18 protein-coding genes are annotated in these 22,875 nt (G+C 51.0%); 9 read left to right on the plus strand and 9 right to left on the minus strand.

Annotated elements, in window-relative coordinates; genetic code table 11:
- Nucleotides 1-235: 235 nt before the first annotated feature.
- Together FM042_RS08725 and FM042_RS08730 are read right to left on the minus strand one after the other, a co-directional pair.
- Nucleotides 236-688, minus strand: coding sequence for a nucleoside deaminase (locus tag FM042_RS08725; RefSeq protein ID WP_143236052.1), 453 nt, complete (start codon nt 686-688; stop codon nt 236-238).
- 42 nt (nt 689-730) lie between these two features.
- Nucleotides 731-2,122 (minus strand): hypothetical protein, encoded by a 1,392-nt coding sequence (locus FM042_RS08730; RefSeq protein ID WP_143236053.1) that lies wholly within the window; start codon nt 2,120-2,122, stop codon nt 731-733.
- 432 nt (nt 2,123-2,554) lie between these two features.
- On the opposite strand from FM042_RS08730, the gene FM042_RS08735 reads away from it, so the two are divergent.
- Nucleotides 2,555-4,285 carry a DEAD/DEAH box helicase gene (locus FM042_RS08735; protein WP_143236054.1) on the plus strand — a complete coding sequence of 577 codons (1,731 nt, stop codon included), beginning with the start codon at nt 2,555-2,557 and terminating at the stop codon, nt 4,283-4,285.
- Nucleotides 4,286-4,300: 15 nt separating this feature from the next.
- A complete protein-coding gene (locus tag FM042_RS08740; protein ID WP_143236055.1) occupies nt 4,301-4,882 on the plus strand; it encodes a superoxide dismutase family protein in 582 nt (193 codons plus the stop codon).
- An 83-nt stretch (nt 4,883-4,965) separates the two neighbouring features.
- Here FM042_RS08740 and FM042_RS08745 read toward each other — a convergent pair whose 3' ends face one another.
- Genes FM042_RS08745 through hemC form a run of 5 tightly spaced genes read right to left on the minus strand, consistent with a single transcriptional unit; the run spans nt 4,966 to nt 14,372 of the window.
- Nucleotides 4,966-8,550: a translocation/assembly module TamB domain-containing protein gene (locus tag FM042_RS08745; protein WP_143236056.1), complete on the minus strand. Its 3,585-nt coding sequence runs from the start codon at nt 8,548-8,550 to the stop codon at nt 4,966-4,968.
- Complete coding sequence (locus FM042_RS08750; RefSeq protein WP_143236057.1) at nt 8,547-10,298, minus strand: autotransporter assembly complex protein TamA; 1,752 nt, start codon at nt 10,296-10,298, stop codon at nt 8,547-8,549. The genes FM042_RS08745 and FM042_RS08750 overlap by 4 nt, the downstream gene beginning before the upstream one ends.
- A 9-nt stretch (nt 10,299-10,307) precedes the next feature.
- On the minus strand, nt 10,308-11,468 hold the full coding sequence (locus tag FM042_RS08755) for a heme biosynthesis HemY N-terminal domain-containing protein (RefSeq protein WP_143236058.1): 1,161 nt from the start codon (nt 11,466-11,468) through the stop codon (nt 10,308-10,310).
- Nucleotides 11,469-11,474: 6 nt separating this feature from the next.
- Nucleotides 11,475-13,430 carry a uroporphyrinogen-III synthase gene (locus FM042_RS08760; RefSeq protein ID WP_143236059.1) on the minus strand — a complete coding sequence of 652 codons (1,956 nt, stop codon included), beginning with the start codon at nt 13,428-13,430 and terminating at the stop codon, nt 11,475-11,477.
- A 3-nt stretch (nt 13,431-13,433) separates the two neighbouring features.
- Nucleotides 13,434-14,372, minus strand: coding sequence for a hydroxymethylbilane synthase (hemC, locus tag FM042_RS08765; RefSeq protein ID WP_143236060.1), 939 nt, complete (start codon nt 14,370-14,372; stop codon nt 13,434-13,436).
- A gap of 149 nt (nt 14,373-14,521) precedes the next feature.
- On the opposite strand from hemC, the gene lptM reads away from it, so the two are divergent.
- From lptM to uvrD, 7 genes are all read left to right on the plus strand, one after another.
- Nucleotides 14,522-14,710: an LPS translocon maturation chaperone LptM gene (gene lptM, locus FM042_RS08770; RefSeq protein ID WP_143236061.1), complete on the plus strand. Its 189-nt coding sequence runs from the start codon at nt 14,522-14,524 to the stop codon at nt 14,708-14,710.
- Nucleotides 14,711-14,721: 11 nt separating this feature from the next.
- On the plus strand, nt 14,722-15,981 hold the full coding sequence (gene lysA, locus FM042_RS08775) for a diaminopimelate decarboxylase (protein ID WP_143236062.1): 1,260 nt from the start codon (nt 14,722-14,724) through the stop codon (nt 15,979-15,981).
- A 19-nt stretch (nt 15,982-16,000) separates the two neighbouring features.
- Nucleotides 16,001-16,828, plus strand: a complete 828-nt coding sequence (dapF, locus tag FM042_RS08780) for a diaminopimelate epimerase (RefSeq protein WP_143236063.1) — start codon at nt 16,001-16,003, stop codon at nt 16,826-16,828.
- A complete protein-coding gene (locus FM042_RS08785; RefSeq protein ID WP_185960755.1) occupies nt 16,825-17,535 on the plus strand; it encodes a DUF484 family protein in 711 nt (236 codons plus the stop codon). Before dapF ends, FM042_RS08785 begins: the two co-directional genes overlap by 4 nt.
- Nucleotides 17,535-18,437: a tyrosine recombinase XerC gene (locus FM042_RS08790; RefSeq protein WP_143236065.1), complete on the plus strand. Its 903-nt coding sequence runs from the start codon at nt 17,535-17,537 to the stop codon at nt 18,435-18,437. The genes FM042_RS08785 and FM042_RS08790 overlap by 1 nt, the downstream gene beginning before the upstream one ends.
- A gap of 23 nt (nt 18,438-18,460) precedes the next feature.
- Nucleotides 18,461-19,174, plus strand: a complete 714-nt coding sequence (locus FM042_RS08795) for an HAD-IA family hydrolase (protein WP_143236066.1) — start codon at nt 18,461-18,463, stop codon at nt 19,172-19,174.
- Between the two features lie 90 nt (nt 19,175-19,264).
- Entirely contained in the window at nt 19,265-21,436 is a 2,172-nt protein-coding gene (gene uvrD, locus FM042_RS08800) for a DNA helicase II (RefSeq protein ID WP_143236067.1), read from the plus strand.
- A 14-nt stretch (nt 21,437-21,450) separates the two neighbouring features.
- Here uvrD and rarD read toward each other — a convergent pair whose 3' ends face one another.
- Both rarD and FM042_RS08810 read right to left on the minus strand, forming a co-directional pair.
- The gene (rarD, locus tag FM042_RS08805) at nt 21,451-22,410 is read right to left on the minus strand and encodes an EamA family transporter RarD (protein ID WP_143236068.1); all 960 of its coding nucleotides are present in this window, start codon (nt 22,408-22,410) and stop codon (nt 21,451-21,453) included.
- Nucleotides 22,411-22,414: 4 nt separating this feature from the next.
- The gene (locus FM042_RS08810; RefSeq protein WP_143236069.1) at nt 22,415-22,873 is read right to left on the minus strand and encodes a thioesterase family protein; all 459 of its coding nucleotides are present in this window, start codon (nt 22,871-22,873) and stop codon (nt 22,415-22,417) included.
- Between the last annotated feature and the right edge of the window lie 2 nt (nt 22,874-22,875).

Below are 22,875 nucleotides of genomic sequence, written 5' to 3' on the forward strand. Positions count from 1 at the left end.
TCAGAAGTGAAACATGTCAGCGCCGATGGTAGTGTGGGGCCTCCCCATGTGAGAGTAGGACACCGCCAGGCATCCAATTAAGCCAAAAAGGCCACCCATGCGGGTGGCCTTTTTGCTTATGGGCTCTGCAACAGGTGTCCTACTCTCGAGTAGGGTGAGGACCGCCCGGAAGTTGCATGGCAACTTCAGGTCCGAACGGGAGGCATGGATGCCGACCTGGAAGCCCCCCACATGGCTACGTGTGATCACACTCACCGATATCTTCGTTCCAGATGTCGGGACGGGTGTCGATGAAGGATTTCATCATGTCGATGCATTCGGGGTCGCGGAGTTCGATCACATTTACGCCGGCTTCCCGTAACCAGTCTAGATGACCTTCGAAGTTGATAGACTCGCCGACGACTACGGTACCAATATTGAATTGGCGAATAAGGCCAGAGCAATACCAACAAGGCGCTAACGTAGTGACTAAGATCTTATCACGATAGGTTTTCTGGCGACCGGCTTTACGAAACGCATCAGTTTCTCCATGAATCGAAGGATCACCTTCTTGCACCCGTCGGTTGCGTCCTTCACCGAGCAAGTTGCCGTGACTATCAAACATCGCCGCACCAACAGGCACACCGCCTTCTTCAAAGCCTTTGCGGGCTTGATCGCGGGCGACCTTGAGTAACTCTTCGTAATTCATGGATGATGGTCCTTTGTTTTATCAGCAGCACTGCATTTCAATTTAGCGTATTTCTAGGCGAATAGGTTGCTCACCTTGCATTTGTAAACCGCGAATTCGAATATTATCCGGAGTCATCTGGTATTCACCTGACCCAGCTCTTTCACCGTCAATGATTACTCGGCTGGTAAAAATAGAAAAGCTAAGTCCCGGGACTTCTTCCCCTTGCTCGTTCAAAAATGGGGTGCGCCAGAGCACAAAGGGACTTCGAGTTACATGTATCTCCACGTTTGGTCCTTCATAGGTGAATTGATCGACCGGGTCCATTGCCAAACCTTGGGAAAAGGGAGCTGCTTGTTGCATAGACAATGAACTTCGACCGACTCGTTCACCTTCTTCGTTGATATTATCTGGAATATAAAATCTCACCTCATGACGATAGCGTTGTCGCAAGGCTTCATACAAATCCTGCCCTGACTGGCCAAGCTCAATCCTGCCTGCACGCTCTACTTCACGCTCAAATACCGCGGAGTTTAGCAAGTCCTCTTGGAATTCCTGGAGCTGCTCTGGTCCCAGATTTATGTGTTCTCGGATCAGCTGATAAGGAGTGCTACCCGCTTCTATCCTGCCCTGCCAGTCTTTGGCCTGCAATTCTTGTGCAAGTTCAAGAAGCGAAGCTCCGGTAGGATACAGGCGATGCGTGAGAAGCGCATTCGCGAGATTACCGGTTTGCGTTTCGATGTCTCGATTGAGGGAGTTGCGCAAACGTTCTTGAATGTTGTCTCGATTTTGAACACGCGCTTCTGCATTGAGCTCGACCCAATGCGCTGACCCTTCAATCCGCTCGGTTCGATCTTCTGTACCTCGAAAGCTTTCCGGCAGCTGTTCATTGCGCCACTCTCGCAAGGCGATGTAGGCGGCGAGTGCTCGTATGCGGTCAAGCTCCGTAGGTGCTTCAAGTGCGCTGATCAGTAAGTTACGCTCGAGGCGAATACTGGCGAGCAATTGTTCTGCTGGCATCTCGCCAATGTCGGCTGCTGATAGTGTGGAGCCGCCGTGATTAGCAAATGCGCTTCTTTGGTAGCCATGAAAATCTTCATGAATTAAGAAACTAACCAAGTCGGAACGGTCCTGCCTTCGCACTAGAGTCATGCGCTCGCCGTTAAGCTCGTAATTGATATAAAACGCACCTTGTAGTCGTAGATTAGGGTCGTGCAATCGCCACAGCCCGGAATCGAGACGCTCAAATCCGCTGACATGAGACCGTCCAGTTGCGACGACCACACCGGAAGAATCGTAAACGCCGAGAATGCGTTCTGAAGGGCGGTAGCCAGGCCAAATCGCATCCAGTGATGCATAATGGGTGGTGATTTGAGTAAGGTCTCGTTCATATTGGGAGGTGGTTGCACAGCCAGCGAGAGTAACTAAGAAAACAACAAGTGCGATCCAACGCATAAAACATCCTCGAGGTGATTTTCTAAAGATCTACTCTACCAAACCTCGGTTAGCGGCGCAGTAGTTCATTATTTGTTTACAAAGAAACAACAAGACAAATCAAAAAATCCTGTTATACTGCGCCACCTCTCAATGATATGAGAGGTAAATGTTGACAGTGGTCCCCTATCTTGCAGGCGCTCAAGTCGCCTGACAACACTAAAAACGACGTGCATTACATCACGTTCGTTCATTTGAGAACAGGGTCTAAGGGGCAGTTGTCGGATGCGTGTCAGATAGTCAATCTATCGAACACGCCAATGCCCAGCCTTGGTCTACCATCGCAATATCGCAGGATGTTGCATGCACATTGCGTGCGCGATTTGTCTACCGAGTCTGATTATTTTGTAGTTTTCCGCCAATCATGTGCGGAGTCTAGATAGTGGGACAAATATGTCTGAATTTAATACTTTTTCTGCTTTGGAATTACCAGAGCCAATCCTTCGTGGCATTTTAGAGCTTGGTTACGACACACCTACACCAATTCAGCAACAGGCTATTCCTGCGCTATTGGAACGTAAAAATGTGTTGGGCGAAGCCCAAACAGGAACCGGCAAAACAGCCGCTTTCGGTTTACCTGCATTAGCCAATATTGATACCCGTACCCGGGGTGCGCAGCTACTCGTGGTTGCGCCTACTCGCGAATTGGCGATTCAAGTGGCTGATTCAATTTCACAAATGGGTAAACACATGAAAGGCCTGAGCGTTGCGACCGTATACGGTGGCGCTGCTTATGGTCCTCAAATCAAAGCACTGAAAGGTGGCGCACAAGTTGTTGTGGGTACCCCAGGTCGTTTGATGGATCACCTTCGTAAAAACACCATTGATTTAAGTAACTTGAAAATGGCCGTTTTGGATGAAGCCGATGAAATGCTGAATATGGGCTTCGTTGAAGATATCGAATGGATCATGGAACAGGTGCCTTCAACGGCGCAGCGAGCGTTATTCTCTGCGACTATGCCACCGCAAATTCGTAAGATCGCGAACAAGTTCTTGTCTGATCCTGTTCACGTAAAAATTGCGTCTACGCAAGCGAATAAAGCGAACATCACGCAAAAAGCGTGGAAAGTGCAAGGGATGACGAAAGACGCAGGTCTCGAGCGTTTGCTTGAAACTATTGATTATCAACTGGCGTTGATCTTCGTACGTACTCGTCAAGACACCTTAACGGTTTCTGCTTACTTGCGTGAGCGTGGTTTTAAAGCGGCTGGTTTGAACGGTGATATGAGCCAAGATCAGCGTGAAGCCACAGTAGCCCAATTGAAAGCGGGTAAAATTCGTATTCTTGTGGGTACAGACGTTGTTGCACGTGGACTTGATGTCCCGGGCGTAACACACGTCATTAACTATGATTTACCGCAAGACGCTGAATCTTATGTTCACCGAATCGGTCGTACCGGTCGTGCGGGTCGCTCAGGCGAAGCTATTTTGTTTGCACGTCCGCGGGAACTGCATTTGTTGAAGCGTTATGAGCGTGCCACGAACGGCACCATTGAGATGATTGAGATCCCGCAAGGTCGTGAATTATCGAAATTGCGTATTCAACAGTTCCAAAGCAAGCTCGTTGAGCGCGCCGAAGGTACTGATCTATCCACCATGCGTAGCTTGATTACGCAAATGGCGGAAGCAACTGAAATGAGCGTTGAAGATATCGCTGCTGCGTTATTGTTTGAAGCGCAACAAGCGCGTCCGTTGATTGTGAAAGAAGAGCCGAAGCCGAAGTTTGATCGCAAAGAGCGCCCTGCGCGCGCTGAACGTAGCGATCGCTTTGACCGTGGTGCTCGCGGTGGTAAGCGTGCTGATCGCAATGACCGTGGTGCTCGCAGTGATAGTGGTGAGCGTCGTGAGCGTAAGCCACGTCGTGATGCTGGCGTTGAGTTCGATACATACCGTTTAGCGGTCGGTACTGAGCATGGCGCACGTCCAGGCGATGTTGTCGGTGCTATTGCAAACGAAGCGGACATCGATTCGCGCTACATTGGCGAAATCCAATTATTCGCGACTCATACTACGGTTCAATTGCCAAAAGGAATGCCAGCGAAGACTTTACTCAAACTAAAGAAAGCGCGCATTCGTCAACAACCTATGGCGATTAGCCCAGTTTCTGATAAGCTTACTTCCTAACATAGGAGGTAAGGCATGAAATTGAAATCATTGATTACTGCCGCTTCTGCGGCAGTTTTTTTATCTGCATGTAGCGGTGATCACGATGCTCATAATATGCACGCAGAAGGCGAGCACATCGGTGAGCGTTCTTTCAGTGCCATTCTCAATCCAACCGAGGGTAACGAGGGTCTGCAAGGATTCGTTATGTTCGAAGACACGCCCGAAGGTGTCTTTGTGCTCGCGCATGTTGAAGGATTAGAGCCCGGTGGCGTACATGGTTTCCATGTACATGAGTACGGTGATTGCAGCGCCCCTGACGGAACCTCTGCTGGAGGCCATTTTAATCCGCACGGTCGCGATCACGGCGGGCCAGATAGCAGTGAACGCCATGCGGGTGACTTAGGTAATTTACAAGCCGATGATGCGGGTATGGCGCATCTCGAGATGATTGATACCAAACTCGAGCTAAGTGGGCCGAATAGCATTCTTGGGAAATCGGTGATCGTTCACGCGCAAGCTGACGACCTTGAATCACAGCCAACAGGTGATGCCGGAGCGCGGATTTTGTGTGGCGTGATTGCCGACGCTGATGTTGATGAGCATCACGGTCATTAAGTCCTATTAAACGAAATAATAAAAGCCCCGGTTGACCATGTTATCGGGGCTCTTTTGTATCTGTAATGCGCTCGCCTGCCTTATTAGCGCTCAATCGTGTAAAACAAGTCTGCCCCACTACGCTCGCCGCCGGTTTGGCTCTCAAAGCTAAGGTTATCCGAGAGTCGATAGCGAATAAAAAAGGTCGTCACTGGCTCTACCAAACCAATGCCATATTTCACATAGAGCCGGGAGGAGAGGTGTTTTCCAATAAATAAGCTGGTGTTCTCTAGGTTCTCTCCGGTAGCGTCAAGCATGACTTCATCGACGCCTATAGCTTGACCGATTTGTCCACCAATAAGATTACCGCCATGCATTCCTAAAGCGAGCGTGGCTTGTGCGAAGGCACTTTGTTCCCCTGATCCTTCGCCAGGCGCACGACCCAACACGAGGTAGGAAAGCACCATGCTATCTTGCATTGCGGGGGTTGAGAAAAATGATAAGTTTGGCTCTCTCAGTGTGCCGGCGACACGGGCACCAACGGTGACACTTTCGCCCGGTATACTTCGCGATACACGCAAGTCGAGGCCGGGGTTATTGATGACTCCACCGGTGAATACTAAGCTTCCGCGCTCGATATCGAGGGGTTGACCAAATATTTCGTAGCGACCTGTAGCCACATTAATGTTGCCCACGGCTGATGTTTGTTGGCCCGGCTGTTCGATGACGCGCAAGCGACCGGTTAGCCTGCCTTCAAAACCAAAGGCTTCGACACGAACCTGATCGCCCAAGCTCACTTGAACATCGGCATCGATCGGTAAGTCACGCTCTTCAAAGGTAAATACAGTCTCGTCGCCTCGCACAATCACTGTATCCCGTGAGGCCATGTCGATTTGCTCGATATCTGGCGGCGTTATGCGTGCCCGTGGCACTTGTATCTCACCTCGAATACGCAAGCCCTCGGTAGTATGTACCAAGCGTAAATCCGGGCTCACAGTAACCGCTATGTCACGGGTTTGCATGGCCTGAAAATTACTTCCTACGACGTTCAGCTCAGCCCGAGCGGCAAGTACATCGTAGAGTCCTTGAAACTCAATAGTGCCATCGCCGGAACGAGCAGACGCAACCAAGGTAAAGGGCTCGCCCTCAGCGCCAGAGCCGGTGACATTCACCTGTAATTCGGTAATGGTAATTCCTGCGGCAGGAACTTCCGCTCCGGCATCAAGCAGCTCAATCTGTCCTTGGAATGCCGGAGAAGCAAGAGCGCCTGAATAATTGAGTTGCCCGCGAACGCGTCCTACAACAGCCTGTAATTGGGGTGCCAAAATTGAGATAAATCCAAGATTATCGAGGGTTAGTTGAGAGTCACCTCGGACTTGGGCGTCTCCCAGTGCATTGGTAATGGTCGCTTGTCCTTGAACTCCGCCATCGAGATCATCAGTGAGCAATTGGAATCGCACTGCTAACTCGCGCTCGTTCCCTTGAATACGCACAAGTTCGCTTTCTCTAAAGCGTAATTCGATGTCTTGTTCGGGCAATAGCACTTCGCTATCAGATATAGTGGCAAAGGCATCGATATCGAAGCGATCTGGCATAATTTCAAGATGAGCCCGAGCATCTAAGGCGCCATTAATTTGCACTTGTTCTGGCAGTAACGGTTGCAGAAGCGCTAACCGAATAGCTTGCGCGTCGGCGTTAATGCGGCCCGTATTCGATTCAAAATCCCAGTCCATGTCGAGGCAAAAGCCTGCATTTTGCCGAATCCGCTCAATGCAAAAGCGAGATACTTGCGCATGAAGAGCACTAATCTGCATCGCACTTTCCTGGGTCGTGCGCCATTCGCCGGCTTCGGGATGATTAATATGAACCTGATGCAGCACGCCGTCCCACGTACTGTTTTCCCAAGTACCCGAAGTCGCAAGGGTAACTTCGGCAGTTTGTCCCGTACCTTGAATATCAAAACTGTAGCGGTTGCCTTCACGTTCGGCGCTGAGCGTGAGATCATCAAGAAGCACACTCTCGTTCTGTTCTAAACCGCGAATTACGATGGTACCTACGGGGAGTTCATCAATGCTCCAGTCCACGCGAACATCGGCATCTAATTCAGCTAAGCGCCAATCTTCATAAACGAAGGATGAACCGTTGACCTTGGCGGTTAGCAGGGTATCGGTGAGATTGATATCCAGTTCAGCGAGCAGTAAGGATTGGTCGAGTGACACGCGCAGATCCTGAGTATGGATTCGGTCATCTTGCCAATAGATACGCCCACTTGATTCAACATCGACGTTATTGACCATGCCAGAGAGGCGACCAATCACCACTTCGAAATCCGCATGCTCGTGCCATTGGCCTTGGGAGAATATTTCAGCACCTAGTTCGCCGCTGATGTCGTCGTGATAGTCGTCCAATTGCACCTGGTCTGCATTCAGGGATAACTCCCACTGCAAACCCTCGTGCCAAGCTATACTGCCTGCAACGGCGATCGTGCCCGCGTCGGAACTTATGGTCACGTTCAGGGCAGAAGCTTGGGTGAGATCGCCTTCATAGTCAAAGCGCACGTCGGTAGGGGCGAAATCACCGTAATGTAAGGCTCCTCCCATGCTTGCTCGGATCGCATTGACAGTAGTTACGCCGTTGCTTTCTGTGGTGGTGATATCTGCGTGACCGGTCCAATCGACAATAAGGCCTAATTGGTCGGCGCGAACGTAAAGGGTATCTAGGGATGCGCCATCGCTTGTATAAGTGGCTTGGGTATTGGCAACAAAGGGCCCGTAGTCATCATGCTCCCCCTCAATTCTTAAATCGCCCTGAAAAGAATTCAATGTGCCAGAGCCGCGCAATTCTGCAAGGATATAGTCTAGTTCGGGGAGGCTGCTTTGTGCGCGACTTTGCACGGCGCGAAGATTGCCCTGCCAACGCAAATTTGGCGTTAACGGATCGATAAGCTCTATATTGATATCGGCGCTGAGAAACCCGCTGACCTGTTGGCGCAATTGGAGATTCTGTTGGCTCCCTGATAGCTGTCCAGTGACGGTGAGGTCGCCCTGATCAGGAACATGAACCCGAATAAGGTTATTCATGCTCATTGAGTATTCCCCTTGAGGCGCGATGGTTCCGTGCAACTGCAGGTGAATATCCGGTGTAGACGCAACAAAACTGTATAGGTGTAACGTATTTCCTCGGGTGCGACCGCGCATGGTTAGACGTTCAAGCACCATGTCTTGTTCGCCTTGGCTGACCACAACATCGGTAATTAAAACGTGATCTAGCCTTACTTGAATAGGCCAGGTGATATCAGGAAGTGCTGCTGGCCACTCGCTAGGTTCTTCTGGAACTTCTTCGGCGGTTTCTGGCAATCGAATGCGTATACCGTTTGCACTGATATCTCGAACGTGGAGTTTTTGCGCGAGAAGTTCCCATGGTCGCCAGCGCACATGCAGATGACTGAGCTCGATATCAATGTCTTGGTTTGTATCTCGGTAACGTACATCACGCAAAGTGAAATCACGCAATAGTGCACCTGAGTATTCACCGTATTCGAATTCACCCGGTATAAAGTGATTCGCTTGGCTGAGGAGTAGGCGGTTTCCAATCTCTGTGGTTATGGCAATAGTGACTAAAGTTGCGACGATTAATAACAGCGCAAACAATGCATAAAGAGAACGTTTTAACCATTTCCAGAACATCATAAATCAGGCCCTATGGTTAAATGCAGCCGGATGCGATCGCCCGGAGAAGAAAATCCGTGGGCAAGGTCGAATCGAATAGGGCCCACGGGGCTTTGCCAGCGGAAACCGAAACCGGCACCCACTTTAAATGGCTCATCTAAATCATTAAACGCATTACCGGCGTCGGTAAATACCGCAAAACGCCAGTTGGTGCGAAATTCGTAATCCGCTTCAATACTTCCGGTCACCAAGTGGCGCGCACCGACGGCGTCGCCGGATTCGCTGCGGGGCCCAATAGAACGATAACCATAGCCGCGAACACTATTATCTCCCCCCGCATAAAAACGTAACGATGTAGGAATGCGACTAAACTCTTCGCTTGCGGACAAGCCCACTTCGCTGCGTCCGAGGATGCGAACTCGCTCACTCATGCGGTGCACGAACTTTCCTGCAAGGGTTCCCTGTATAAAGTCGGTATCGGACATCAAATCTCTTGAGGCACCGCGGACGGTTAGATTGGTTCGGAAGCCACGATCGACGTCCATTCGGTTATCCGTATGAACACGAGTCCATGATGCACTCGGTAATAGAAAGTCTGAGCGGCGAGATACGCCGTCGATCACATCGCGTTCAGTCTGCCAATCAAGAGCAATGACGCGCTGGGTGCGGGTCAGCTCCGTTTGCCAACTGACACCGACTCGGAATAATTCTGATTCGGTATTACTGGTGTTTTCATCTCGATATAAACTGCGAATGGCATATTGATCCGTTTGCGGTCGAGCGCCCGGAATAATATAGCTGGCACCCACACTGCGTAAAATTTCTGACAGCTGGATTTGTCCGTTTACTCGATGCCCCCGAGAGTTTACCCAGCGTTGGTTTACGTCAAAACTTATCCGCGGCCCGGTGTCGGTTCCATAGCCAATCCCGGTGCGATAATAGCGCCGGTTGTTGGGTTCAAAATTTACCGAAATAGGTACTTGGTAATCGTCATCGACTTCTGCCCAAAGTGGTTGTACTTCGACTCGGCCGAAATAGTCGGTACCCGCCATGCCTTGTTGCAGTTCCAAAATTTCTGTCGACGATATGTGATCACCTTGTTCGAACACAACAAAGCGATAGAGCACATCTTCGTCGAGATGACCTTCGTTAAAGGTGACTTTGCCGTAGCGATAACGTGGGCCAGAATCGAACACGAGCTCCACATGTGCAAGGTAGCTGTCGAGATCAATGCGTAATTCTTGTTTTACAAAGCGCGCTTGGAAGTACCCGCGTTCTGCGGCGATATCGCGGATTCGGCTTTTTGCATTTTCATAATTGCTGTGCCGCAGAGGCGCTCCCGAGCGTAAATTGACTTGATTGCGGATATTGCGAAATGCGTCGTCTTGTTGCGCTTCACCTTGAATTTCAATGGAGACCGTACCGATGGGAATGGCCGGTCCCAGACGGATGTCGTAGTGTGCATGCCAGTCACTTCCGCGCTGCTCAAGGGTGCTCTCAAGCTCAAACTGATAATGCCCGTATGGGGTCACGGCGCGGCGAATATCACGGTGGGCAAGATTATGTAGATAGCGCACACGGGCTGCCCCAGGAGCGCTTTGCTCGTGTAAAGCATGGATACTCAGTAAGCTTCGTACATTGTTGGCCACACGCCCGTCAACACCGCTAATAGAGACATAAACGGTACCGTTGCCGGTATTTTCCTGGGCAACGGCGGAGGCGACTAAACAATAAGCAGCGATGAAAACAATGGAAGCTAGGAACCGCATAAAAACCTCCTAGCGTAAGTTGGCTGCTTGTCGAAAGGCTTGTAAGGCGGACTCTTTTTGCCCGCTTGCATAGTAAGCATCACCTAGCAGTCGGTATGCGAGCTGCGAAGGCTTCATGGAAATTGCTTTTTGAATGGCTCGTTCGGCCAATCCATAATCCGATTCCTGCATGGCTAAAACGCCGAGCAGTACAAACCAATTGGGGTGCTCTGGGTGTTGCTTGATTTGTTTCTCGACCTCTTCCCGCAGCGATTCGGTTTGCCGCCATTCGCGCATATCAAACTGTAATAAGTCACTGGCGGTAAATACGTTCAATGCTAAACCACGGGTGGCTACTTTACTGGCGATAGCGCCAAAGCCTCGGTGTGTGAGCACGTCTAGATAAGCCATGCGTACGGCAGGTGTGCGGCGCAACTTGCTTGGTGTTTCCTTCCATAACTCACGTAAACGTTCCGATGATGTGCCCGCACTTTGGTATAAAGAGCGGTAGCTAGCGCGGGTAAATTCCGCTAAACGTGCACCGGGTACGATGTCGCGATCTTGGATACGTGGAAGCAATTCGCGCAATGATTCAAGATGTTGGTGCTTGTAGTAGGTTTCTGCGCAGGCACGCAGAACCCCTCCGTGTTTTGGGTGGTCCTGCAACAGTGTGCGTGCGGTTTTTAATGCTTGGCCGCTATCGGTCATCTGTTCAAGTTGCATCAATCGTACATTCAAATCGTGGTGCGCAGAATCATAGGCAAGCCCAAGTGTACGCTGCAGTTCTTTTAAGTTGCCCAATGCTTGCCAGGCAGACGCCGCCAACAGATAGCCGTGCTGAGGCTGTTGTAAGTGGGGTGCCGCCCGTTCGGCATAATCCGCTGCTTCCCGATAGTTTTTGCTCAGCCAATGATGCATGGCTTGAGCAAGTTGTTTCTCCGCTTTCTTTTGCTTGCGCTTATAAAACCAGCTGAGCGTAAAACGTTTACCGGACGAAAGCTTGCGAAAGATAGCCTGGACTAACCAAAGCAAGAGGAGAAAGGCGGCCACTAATAGGGTGGCGACCACGAGACTCATTTCAATGGAGTAAGGCCCCGCCAGAATTAACACACTGCCAGCGTTTCCAGACCACATGGGTCCTACAATTAAGCCAAGGGCCAGAATAATTATCAGTAGCAAAGCTTTGAGCACGTCCGGTTACTCCCCCTGGCTGTTGGATTGAAGATCGCTTACGCGATCCCGCAACATAGCATGCGAGAGAAGTCGCGTTGGATAATCTGGCTCAACTGGGAGATCTAACAGTACCTCGACCTCCGCCCGAAATTGGCGAACGTCGGTATGCTCGGTACTTAAATAGGTGTCGATGACGTGAAGTAAATCCCGTAGGGTGTTTTGGTACAAGTCACCATGATGGCGCAATGCCGCCTGCTGTGTGATCTGCAATGACAGTTCAATTTGCCCCAAGATAAAGGTGCGTTGGTCATGATCCAGACGCAACGGAATTTCGTCGTGGCGCTGCACCTTGATGATGTCTTGGCTGAAGCTCGACCATGCATTGGCAAGATTCTGTCGCCACTGACTAATGTCGGCGCTGATATCTGCTTGCGCGTCGTCTTGCAGTTGTGCGGCAAATTCACTGCTAAAGGGCAAGCTTCGCACTTGCGGTTGTAAGCGCTGTACATGCAAAGCAATAGCGTGAACGTCCACTGTCGGTAATTCCTCCAGCAGTTCGATGTCATTGCGGATTTGTCGAATAATGCTCTGATCGCGGTCGGGTGATTGTGACTCTAGAAGCTCACTAGCTGCTTGGAGCAGACTAATTGCCCCTGTTTTATCGTATTCAAACCGCAGCCGATGGGTAGCGGCAGTCACGAGATCATAGGCTTCAAAGATATGCCGAGCGGATCCTTGTCGGGCGTTCACCGCCCGGACTTCATCACTTAACCGTTGCGTGGTTCGCGCGTTATCGTCGATGGCTTGCTGTAAGCTTGATTCGGTTTCAAGCCGGAGCGTATCGATTCGTTGTAAGCCGCGTTCACGGGCCCTACGCTCAGCTTCAAACTGGCGTGTCATGGTATCATGAAGCTCACTTATCTCTTCGCTCCAATCTCGATCATCCGTGCGTGGGCGTTCGCTTTCCGCTAAACGAGCATTCATATCAGAAAGTTGTGCTTGCGTCTCTGATACCAGCTGCTGTTGGGCTTGCCAAACAAAGTAGCCACCGGCGGCAAGGACCAAAACGCTGCACGTAATCATGAGAATCAGGAAGCGACTAAATAAACCGAGCTTTGCGGGCGTCGCCCTTTCAGGTGCAGATGCCTTTTTCTGTTGTGGCGTAGACGACCCAGAATCAGTGGCCTTAGCGGTAGGTTGGTCTGAAGTATCCTTTTTCGTCATAGCAGTCGATTTCCTAACTTTCGTCAACGTCCGAATAATTGAAGGTGTTGCAGCGTTCTCAGTGGCTTCAATCTGTTGTTCTTCAATACCTAAGCTTACGACAAAATCGGAGATTCGGCCTTTGGGAACAACCCAAGTGCAGGTTTTGGCCCATGCTTTCCCCGCGTCACTTAAGTTTTCCCAGAATAACCGAGTTTGCTCGACACTGGATACAACTATAGTTTCGACGTTGTCGCGCCACTTAGGTTCCTCATCGGGCAAGGTATTTACCTGCGGCACGCGCTTATAAATTTCCGCGGTGGTTACTTTGGCGCCGCGTTCGGTCAGGGTATCTGCTAATAAGCTGCGACCGTTTTCACCGGTAATGAGCAACCATTCCTGATTTTCGCACTGTTGTAATTCAGGCAGTTGCAATAGGCCTTCACTGGTAAAGTCACCGGCAGGATAATGCACCGGCTGTGCTGTTGCTGAGGCCAATGACTCTGCGGTTCCTGCGCCTACGGCATAGTACTGCTGTGCCGTAGGCCACGGGGATTTCTTTCGTAACTTATCGAAGCAGCGCACTGCATTGGGGCTAATGGCGACTACTCCCTGCCATTGCGTGTTACACCATTGTTTGACCTGATGTGAAGCTATGGTCAGAGGCTGAATATCAATAATGGCAAATTTGTACACAGGCACGCCGTGATCGCGCAGGGCTAATTCAATCGGATCTGCTGTTTGGTCGGGACGGATAAGTAACGTGCCGGTGCGCATAGTTTACTCCTTCGCGTTACGATAAACCGCCGCCAAAATTTTATCGGCTCCGGCCGCGATAAGTTGTTCAGCAAGTTGGATACCGAGCGCTTCGTAATCCGATGCTTTTCCTTGAATTTGATCTCTGAGCACACGGGTACCGTCTGGGTCACCCACCAAACCGCGCAAATGAATACGACCATTGTGCAGTTCCGCATAGGCGCCGATAGGCACCTGACAGCCCCCTTCGAGGCGTCGGTTCATTGCTCGTTCCGCAAGAACACAGGCGCGGGTGGCTTCGTCTTCCAAGGGCTTTAGTAAGCCTTTCACACGGGTGTCATCACTTCGGCACTCGATTCCCAAGGCACCTTGGCCATTGGCGGGGAGAGATAGTTCCACAGGCATACAGGCGGTAATACGGTCGGTCAGTTCTAGTCGTTTTAACCCAGATGCGGCCAAAATAATGGCGTCGAACTCGCCGTCGTCGAGTTTGCGTAAACGAGTTTGCACATTGCCGCGCAAATCACGGATGACCAAATCAGGAAACTGCTCGGCTACTTGGCAGCGGCGGCGCAGGCTGCAGGTACCCACTACACTACCAGCAGGCATTTCGGCCAAACTTTTATAGGTATTCGATACAAAGGCGTCACGGGGATCTTCCCGCGTGCATATCGTGGCTAACTCAAGACCTTCGGGAAACTCAACAGGAACGTCTTTCATCGAATGCACCGCGATATCGGCGCGCCCTTCCAACATGGCCACTTCGAGCTCTTTGACGAAGAGCCCTTTGCCGCCAATTTTGGCCAGAGGCGTGTCCAGAATCACATCGCCGCGGGTGGACATAGGCAGAAGCGTGACCTGAAGGCCGGGATGCAGGGCTTCTAAGCGCGCTTTAATGTGTTCTGCTTGCCACAGTGCCAATGCACTTTTGCGAGTCGCGATGGTGAGAGTGTTGCTGGTCATGATGCTCCCTGACAGTAGAATCGGATTGAAAACCTGTATCTTCGTGCAGAAATTGCTACGAATCGAGCCTGTTCACGTGGCTTTCGGGTGACAAATTGGCACGTGAATGCGATTATATGGAACTTTAAGACTCAAGTGTAACGTGACTCATGATAAAACGCACGAAGACCATTATGTTAGCGCTCATCACCCTGTTTATTTTGGCGGGCTGTGGCCAAAAAGGTCCTTTGTATTTGCCGGATGAGCCAGAGCAAACCGATCCAGATGCGACCTCAGTTGAGGAATCGACATCGGTGCGTGCGCGGGTCGAACATTTGTTACCTCACACATCAGTTTAGACAGGTTGTTCATGTCAGAATTTGCGATCCACGACGGTGTACTGCACGTCGAAGAAATACCTTTAACCGAACTCGCGACGCGTTTTGGTACGCCGTGTTATGTGTATTCCCGAGCGGCAATTGTGCGCCAGTGGGAGGCGTTTCAAGCCCATATGCCAGCGCCCCATAAGGTGTGTTACGCAGTAAAAGCAAATTCGAACTTGGCGGTATTGCAGGTGCTTGCGGAGCTTGGTGCTGGTTTCGATGTAGTGTCTGGCGGAGAAATAGCGCGAGTACTGCGCGCTGGCGGCTTAGCCAAGAATATTGTGTTTTCTGGGGTTGGCAAATCAGACGCGGAAATCCGTTACGCCCTTGAGCAAAACATTGGTCAGTTCAATGTGGAAAGTGATGCGGAGCTGGATCGCATCGCAGCGATTGCCGCCGACCTGCAATGCACCGCGCGAATTTCATTTCGGGTGAATCCCGATGTGGATGCGAAGACCCATCCTTATATTGCCACTGGACTTGAAGCGAATAAGTTTGGCATTCCCATGCAAGATGCACTGGCTACCTATCGCCGTGCGGCGCGTTTGCCATCGGTTGAGATTGTGGGTGCAGATTGCCATATTGGCTCTCAGCTCACTGAAACACAGCCGTTTCTGGATGCGCTTGATCGCATGCTTGTGCTCGTCGATGCGTTGGCGGCAGAAGGCATCTCACTGAAGCATCTTGATATGGGAGGTGGTTTAGGGGTGACTTACGCGGATGAAACACCGCCGCCGATTGGTCACTATCTACAAGCCATGCATGCACGGTTGGTGGATTACCCGGATTTAGCTTTGTACCTCGAGCCAGGTCGCGCTATTGTCGCTAATGCAGGGGTGTTGTTAACGCGGGTCGAATACCTGAAAGCTAATCGCAGCAAACATTTTGTGATGGTAGATGCAGGCATGAACGACTTGCTGCGGCCTTCTCTCTATCAGGCCCATCACGATATCGTGAATGTGGTGGCATCGAATGCCCCTGAGGTCACTGGAGATATTGTCGGTCCAGTGTGTGAAACCGGTGACTTTTTAGGCCAGAATCGAACCTTGCGAGTGGCCGCCGGTGATCTGTTGGCGGTGAAAAGCGCAGGTGCATATGGATTTGCTATGAGCTCGAATTACAACTCACGACCTCGGCCACCGGAAGTGATGGTGGCCGGTGAACAGGCGTATTTAATTCGAGCGCGAGAAACGCTCGACGATGTATGGCGCGGAGAAACATTAATTCCGATAAGCGACACACAATAAAGGACACAGTGACATAATCATGTTGGTTCACTTCTCAAAAATGCACGGACTTGGTAATGATTTTGTGGTGATCGATAACGTCACCCAGAATATCTTTTTGAGTCGCGAACAAATTGCCACTTTGGCGGACCGGCATCGGGGAATTGGCTTCGACCAGTTACTCATGGTGGAAGCACCTTATGATCCAGATGTGGATTTTCACTATCGGATTTTTAATGCAGACGGCTCCGAAGTAGAGCAGTGTGGCAATGGCGCGCGCTGTTTTGGTCGCTTTGTGCGCATGAAAGGGTTAACCAACAAGCAAGAGATTACTGTCAGCACGAAAAAAGGCACCATTCGGATTCGTCTTGAAGTCGATGGGCAAGTGAATGTGGATATGGGCAAGCCGGTTTTGGAACCATCGGAAATTCCTTTTCGAGCGAATAAACAAGAAATCACCTACATTGTTAGAGCACAAGAACAAACATTTTTGATTGGGGCCCTGAGCATGGGCAACCCTCATTGCGTGTTGCTCGTTGACGATGTGGAAAGTGCTCCGGTGAATGAAGTGGGCGGGTTACTCACACGCTATGAACGCTTTTCCGAAGGAGCAAATGTCGGATTTTTGCAGGTCACCGGCGAGAAAACGGCTAAGTTACGTGTATATGAACGGGGTGTGGGTGAAACCCAAGCCTGTGGCACGGGTGCCTGTGCAGCCGCGGTTTGGGGTATGCTACAAGAAAAGCTTGCTTCACCAGCGACGATCACGCTCCCTGGCGGAAATCTCGAGATTACCTGGCAACCCGGCGAAACGCTGTGGATGCGTGGCCCTGCGGAACATGTATTTGATGGACAATTCGTATTATGAGTAAAGATAAAGTGCTGGCCACTGAACTAGACACAACGCAACTCGATGCAGATATGGTTGCGGATTTCCTGCGCGCCAATCCCGATTTTTTTGAACACTATCCGAACGTGCTGGTACGCATGAATTTGCGTCATCAGCAAGAAGGATCGGTATCACTGATGGAGCGTCAGCAGCGGGCATTGCGGGAGAAAGTCACCAGCCTTGAAGATGAAATTACCGCACTGATGACACAAGCGCGCCGCAACGAACAGATTTTTAAAGGCTACAGCGTGCTGTACCGCAAGCTGCTCAAATGCGATAGCTTGGATGCGGTTATTGATCATCTGCAAGATACGTTCCGCGACCAGTTGGCGTTGCCGGAGTTGTCGTTGAAGTTTTTTGATAGCCCAGTGGCCTTACCCGAGCAATTTACGTTCTCGGCCGACACCCACAAGCAATTATTGTCCCGTCGATTCGAGGAAGAAAAAGTTTATTTAGGCCGATTACCCAAAGACGAACTGAAACTTTTGTTCCGAGAAGAAGAGCATATTCAATCGGTAGCCTTGGTTCTACTCGGGCAAGACGGTGAACTAGGTATGCTTGCTGTTGGCAGTAAAGATCCTCTGCACTTCGATCCCACCATGGATTACTTGCTGATTACACAGCTTCAGGACGTATTAGCGGTTGTGCTCCCACGGGTTTTAGGAGCACACCGGAGCCCCGAGTAATGGCCAAGACCACGCTGCAGCAGGAGGTGAACGCATTTGCCGATTATCTGTTGCGAGTGCGCGGTTACGCAAGCCGCAGCGTTGAAAGTTATCGGCGCCAACTGATGCACTGTGTGGCGGACTTAGAGAAACTTGGCGTTTCCCGCTGGAAAGATGCTGTAGTTTCAACCATTGAGCAGATGCTCATTGCTTGGCGTCGTGCGGGCGATGGACCGGCAACCATTCACCAACGCTTGTCGGCACTACGCACTTTTTTTACCGTTCAGATTGAACGCGGTGTACTAAAAACTAATCCCGCGCGCGTGGTTAAAGCCCCCAAAGCGCCCAAACGCCTACCGAAGAATCTCGATGTCGACAGCATGATTCAGCTATTGGATATTCCCCCTGATGATTGGATGGCTATTCGTGATCGCGCTATGTTTGAATTGCTCTATAGCAGTGGCTTGCGTTTAGCGGAGTTGGTATCTCTGAATGTGAAGCATATTCAGGCGGATCAAGAACTCCGAATTCAAGGTAAGGGCAGTAAAATGCGCATTGTGCCCTATGGTCGTGAAGCTGCGGTGTGGCTGCAACGATGGCTTGAACAACGCGCATCTCTGCCGGGAAGCGGTCAACCGGCATTGTTTTTAGGTCAGCGAGGCACCCGTCTCAGCGCGCGCTCCGTGCAGATACGTTTAAAAAAGTGGGGCATAGAACAAGGGCTGTTTGATAACCTGCATCCGCACAAGTTACGCCACAGTTTTGCGACCCACATGTTGGAGTCGAGTCAGGATTTGCGCGCGGTTCAGGAACTGCTAGGCCACGCGAATTTAAGCTCCACGCAAATATACACCCATTTGGATTTTCAGCGGTTAGCACAGGTGTATGATGCGGCGCATCCTCGCGCAAAGCGAAAGAAATAACCGCCTTTTCCCAGAGAGTTTTTATGTGGCATTTTCACCAACGCTTACAACCCTTTACGGCGATCAGCTTTGATCTCGATGATACTCTGTACGACAACGCGCCGGTCATTCAGCGAGCGGAGCAATTGTTGGCGGACCACATCGCAACGGCATGGCCATCGGTGAGTGATCTGGATGCTCATGCTTGGCGGAAATTGCGCGATGCTGTGGCAGCAGAAGACGCAGAATTAGCCAGCGATATGACCGCCTTGCGGTTAGCCACATTAACGCGGGGTCTCACCGAACGCGGTATAAGCTTACATAAAGCGAAGGCGCTGGCTAGCGAGGGAATGGAGGTGTTTTTACACGCCCGTAACGACGTATTGATAGCCCCAGAAGTACATACATTGTTGGCGGAGTTAGCCACGCGCTATCCCCTCGTGGCGGTAAGCAATGGCAATGCCGATATTTATCGTCTCGGTTTAGGGGATTACTTTGAGAGGGCATTTCATCCAGGGGAAGGTCGCCGAGGAAAGCCATACTCGGATCTTTTCGTGGCCGCTGGCGCGCATTTGCAGCTTGCGCAACCGATGCACTTGTTGCATGTGGGTGATCATCCTGTGAGTGATGTGCAAGGCGCGCTACGTTATGGCGCACAGGCAATTTGGTTCGCCCCAAAAGCTCCGCCCGTAGAGATGACACGATTACCTCATGCCACCATTGAGGACTTGCATGCATTGCGCCACTTGCTGACCTAATTAACGTACAACGGACGACAATTGCCTACTGGTTTTATGTACAGTATCATGAGCGCGTATTTTTGATTTTGCCAACCCTGAGGGATCACCATGGATGTTTCATATTTGCTCGACGGCCTAAATGAACGGCAACGTGCGGCCGTGAGTGCTGGCGAGCAAGACATGCTAGTCCTTGCGGGCGCTGGCAGCGGAAAAACCCGTGTGCTGGTGCATCGTATAGCTTGGCTGATTCAGGTGATGAACTATTCGCCATTTTCGGTTCTGGCGGTGACCTTTACCAACAAGGCTGCGGCGGAAATGCGTGGTCGTGTCGAGAAGCTGCTCGGGCGCGATGTGCAGCGTATGTGGATTGGTACCTTTCACGGCTTAGCCCATCGTTTGTTACGCGCTCATTATCAAGATGCGGGTTTGCCGCAAAACTTTCAGATCCTCGATAGCGATGATCAACTCCGGTTATTGAAACGCACCATCAAGGCACTGAATTTAGATGAGAAGCAATGGCCAGCAAAGCAAGCGGGCTGGTATATCAATGGCAAAAAAGATGATGGATTGCGTCCACAACATATTGAAACCTGGGATCCGGCTGAGAAGACCTTTTTGCAAATCTATCAAGCCTACCAAGAGGCATGTGATCGCTCGGGCTTAGTGGATTTTGCTGAGCTACTGTTGCGTGCTCACGAGTTGCTGCGCGATAACAAACATGTTCGCGAGCATTACCAAAAGCGGTTTCGTCATATTTTGGTGGATGAATTTCAGGACACCAACCAAATTCAGTACGCCTGGGTGCGGTTACTGGCCGGCGCTGATAACCATGTCGCTATCGTGGGCGATGATGACCAGTCGATTTATGGATGGCGCGGTGCTCAAGTGGAAAATTTGCAGCACTTTTTACGAGACTTCCCTCGCGCAGATACCATCCGCCTTGAGCAAAATTACCGCTCTACAAGTACTATTCTCAAAGCTGCCAACCAAGTGATTGCCAATAATAGTGACCGTTTGGGCAAAGATTTGTGGACAGAGGGTACGGAAGGCGAGCCGATCACCCTATATTCTGCGTTTAACGAACAAGAAGAAGCGCGGTATATCGTCGCGCAAATCAAACAGTGGCAAGACCAAGGCGGCGCCCTCAGTGATGTGGCGTTGTTGTATCGCAACAACGCTCAGTCCCGAGTGCTAGAAGAATCTCTCCTGTACGCCAGTTTGCCTTATCGTATTTATGGCGGCTTACGCTTCTTTGATCGACAAGAAGTCAAAGATGCTGTGGCCTATTTGCGATTAGTCAGCAATCGTCAAGACGACGCGGCCTTTGAGCGTGTGGTAAACACGCCAAGTCGTGGTATTGGCGAGCGCACATTAAGCTTGGTGCGAGAACTAGCGCGTAACGAACAAACCACCATGTGGAATGCGGCACGTAAAATGGTGAACGAGTCGATGCTTTCGGGCCGTGCCCGCAATGCGGTGGCATCGTTTTTGGACTTGATCGCGCAGCTAGAAGTAGAGTGCGCCGATCAGCCGTTGTCGAAACAAACAGACCGAGTGCTTAAAGGCAGTGGTCTGCTCGCTATGTATCAGGCAGAACAAAGCGATAAAGCGGAAACCCGAGTAGAAAACTTACAAGAATTAGTGAGCGCCACCGAATCGTTTATGCCTTCGGGTGAAGAGGACATGACGCCCCTTGCGGAGTTTTTGGCCCATGCGGCATTGGAAGCTGGCGACGAGCAAGCGGATGCGTATCAAGATGCGGTTCAGCTCATGACCCTGCATAGCGCGAAAGGGCTAGAATTCCCGCTGGTGTTTATGACGGGCATGGAGGAAGGAACCTTCCCTTCGCAAATGTCATCGGGCGAGCCTGGACGGTTAGAGGAAGAGCGGCGTCTATGTTACGTGGGCATGACTCGCGCCATGGAGAAATTGGTGATGAGCTACGCAGAAAGCCGTCGGCTCTATGGCCAAGAAAACTTCCACCGGCCCAGTCGTTTTATTGCGGAGATTCCCTCAGAGCTGATCACGGAAGTGCGCGTGCAAACCCGCATTGAGCAACCTGCGGCGCGGCGCAGCCGTTTCCACACCAGCGCCTCACACGAAGCCTTTAGCGAAACGGGATTTCAATTAGGGCAGCGGGTGCTGCATCAAAGTTTTGGGGAAGGCACAGTACTCAACTACGAGGGCACTGGCCCACAAAGCCGTATTCAAGTGAACTTCGATGATGCGGGTAGTAAATGGCTCGTGGTGGCCTACGCGAAACTCACGCCGCTGCGCTAGCGGCCTGCCTGCACTTATTGTTTGGCGGCCGCAATGCGAGCAGCTTTGGCTGCTTGCCGTGTTTGTCGGTGTAGGCGTGCTGCATCAAACGAATAGATTCCTAATGCAGTCCAAATAATCCCAAAGGTGATCATTTTATCCAGCTCGAAGGGCTCGCCGTATAGAAATACCGCCAAAACAAACATCAAGCTCGGTCCGATGTACTGGAAAAAGCCCAAGGTGGAATAGCGAATGCGCTTTGCCGCCCCAGTAAAAAACAGCAGCGGCACTGTTGTGATCACCCCAGCCATCACCAGTAACACATTCAAACTCCAATCGTTGGCAAACATATTGCTCGCGTCACTATTGGCAAACCCGAAGTAGTAAATGAGAATTGCCGGCAGCAGAATCAGCACCTCAAGCCAGAGTCCTGTGAGGGAATCGAAAGGGAGCTTTTTGCGAATGGCACCGTAGGTGGCGAATGACGTGGCTAACACCAGCGCGACCCAAGGCACGGAACCGAAGGTAATTATTTGAATGGCAACGCCGGTAAAGGCCAAGGCCACCGCCCATATTTGCAATTTGCGCAGCCGTTCACCAAAAAACAACATGCCAATAGCCACGTTTAGCAGCGGGTTGATGTAATAGCCCAAGCTCGCATCAAGGATAAAGTCGTTAGCAATTGCCCAAATAAACAAAAACCAATTAAAGCCGACCAGTACCGCCGCGATACCAAGGCGGAAAAGTAATTTGGGCGTTTTAAAGGCAGCGGCCACACGGCCTAACCGTCCGGTTAGAGCGAGCAGGATAAACACCAAAATAAATGCCCACATGATGCGGTGGGCAAGGATTTCAAAGGCAGGTACGTGAGCAACTGATTTAAAATAAATCGGGGCAACACCCCAGATGGTGTAGGCGGCGATGGCAAAAAATACGCCTTGTCGTGCTTGGCGATCCGCTTCTGCTGATCCAGGTAAAGGAGTCGGTGGAGTCACGCCATTATCCTACGATATAAGTACCAGTACCGAAGGCGATGAGCATGCCTTCATTATTGTGCATTTCCATGCGAGCAACGGCCACTTTATTGCCAGAACGAATAATCGTCGCCGTGGTAATAAACTCTTCACCGCGTCCTGGGCGCACATAGTCGACGCGTAGGTCGATAGTGCCGCAGCGGGCGATACGCTGCACAATTTCTTCCGGGCTAAGATCTTTGTTCAAACGTTCAATTACGCTGGCCATAATCACCACGCCGCCAGCGGTATCAAGCGCCGTAGCTGTGGCTCCACCATGTAAGATTTGCATGGGTGCATTGCCAACTAGTTCCTCTTTCCAGCGAAAGCGCACTTCCGATTGTTGAGCGTCGAAACGAGTCACTACAATGCCCAAATACTGCTGAAATGGGATCTGCTCGTTCATAAAGGTAGAAATTTGCTCAAGTAACGAAGAAGAAGACATAA

This window comes from Aliidiomarina halalkaliphila (genome assembly GCF_007096385.1).
GTDB lineage: Bacteria > Pseudomonadota > Gammaproteobacteria > Enterobacterales > Alteromonadaceae > Aliidiomarina > Aliidiomarina halalkaliphila.

What these genes read in the sequence shown, in the direction of transcription:
- uvrD (WP_143236067.1), top strand. Translation starts at nt 19,265, where the DNA reads ATGGATGTTTCATATTTGCTCGACGGCCTAAATGAACGGCAACGTGCG.
- FM042_RS08740 (WP_143236055.1), top strand. Translation starts at nt 4,301, where the DNA reads ATGAAATTGAAATCATTGATTACTGCCGCTTCTGCGGCAGTTTTTTTA.
- dapF (WP_143236063.1), top strand. Translation starts at nt 16,001, where the DNA reads ATGTTGGTTCACTTCTCAAAAATGCACGGACTTGGTAATGATTTTGTG.
- FM042_RS08725 (WP_143236052.1), bottom strand. Translation starts at nt 688, where the DNA reads ATGAATTACGAAGAGTTACTCAAGGTCGCCCGCGATCAAGCCCGCAAA.
- FM042_RS08790 (WP_143236065.1), top strand. Translation starts at nt 17,535, where the DNA reads ATGGCCAAGACCACGCTGCAGCAGGAGGTGAACGCATTTGCCGATTAT.
- lysA (WP_143236062.1), top strand. Translation starts at nt 14,722, where the DNA reads ATGTCAGAATTTGCGATCCACGACGGTGTACTGCACGTCGAAGAAATA.
- FM042_RS08760 (WP_143236059.1), bottom strand. Translation starts at nt 13,430, where the DNA reads ATGCGCACCGGCACGTTACTTATCCGTCCCGACCAAACAGCAGATCCG.
- FM042_RS08745 (WP_143236056.1), bottom strand. Translation starts at nt 8,550, where the DNA reads ATGATGTTCTGGAAATGGTTAAAACGTTCTCTTTATGCATTGTTTGCG.
- FM042_RS08795 (WP_143236066.1), top strand. Translation starts at nt 18,461, where the DNA reads ATGTGGCATTTTCACCAACGCTTACAACCCTTTACGGCGATCAGCTTT.
- FM042_RS08810 (WP_143236069.1), bottom strand. Translation starts at nt 22,873, where the DNA reads ATGTCTTCTTCTTCGTTACTTGAGCAAATTTCTACCTTTATGAACGAG.
- FM042_RS08735 (WP_143236054.1), top strand. Translation starts at nt 2,555, where the DNA reads ATGTCTGAATTTAATACTTTTTCTGCTTTGGAATTACCAGAGCCAATC.
- FM042_RS08750 (WP_143236057.1), bottom strand. Translation starts at nt 10,298, where the DNA reads ATGCGGTTCCTAGCTTCCATTGTTTTCATCGCTGCTTATTGTTTAGTC.
- hemC (WP_143236060.1), bottom strand. Translation starts at nt 14,372, where the DNA reads ATGACCAGCAACACTCTCACCATCGCGACTCGCAAAAGTGCATTGGCA.
- FM042_RS08730 (WP_143236053.1), bottom strand. Translation starts at nt 2,122, where the DNA reads ATGCGTTGGATCGCACTTGTTGTTTTCTTAGTTACTCTCGCTGGCTGT.
- FM042_RS08785 (WP_185960755.1), top strand. Translation starts at nt 16,825, where the DNA reads ATGAGTAAAGATAAAGTGCTGGCCACTGAACTAGACACAACGCAACTC.
- lptM (WP_143236061.1), top strand. Translation starts at nt 14,522, where the DNA reads ATGATAAAACGCACGAAGACCATTATGTTAGCGCTCATCACCCTGTTT.